Consider the following 253-nt stretch of genomic DNA (forward strand, 5'->3'; position numbering starts at 1 on the left):
ACCCCGCTCGGCGCGACCGCCGGCTTCGTCACGATCGCCGAGGCCGAACAGATCGTGCCGCGCGGCACGATCGACCCGCACGACGTCGTGACGCCGGGCGTCTACGTGCAACGCCTCGTGCAGGCGGATGCCCGGGCCAAGCCGATCGAGCAGCGCACCGTGCGCGAGCGCGCGGTCGTGGTGCCGGCCTGAGCCGCCCGCGACCCACCCACCAGAGACCCCCCATCCGATCGACACCCAGGGAGTACCCCAC

The 253-nt window shown here is 73.5% G+C and carries 1 protein-coding gene; it reads left to right on the plus strand.

Features of this window, described 5'->3' with window-relative positions; genetic code table 11:
- The coding region (locus QN357_RS19435) for a CoA-transferase (RefSeq protein ID WP_323505462.1) at positions 1 to 192 on the plus strand (192 nt) is incomplete at its 5' end.
- Between the last annotated feature and the right edge of the window lie 61 nt (positions 193 to 253).

The sequence above is a fragment of the Cryobacterium sp. RTC2.1 genome (assembly GCF_035018685.1).
Taxonomy (GTDB): Bacteria; Actinomycetota; Actinomycetes; order Actinomycetales; family Microbacteriaceae; genus Cryobacterium; species Cryobacterium glucosi.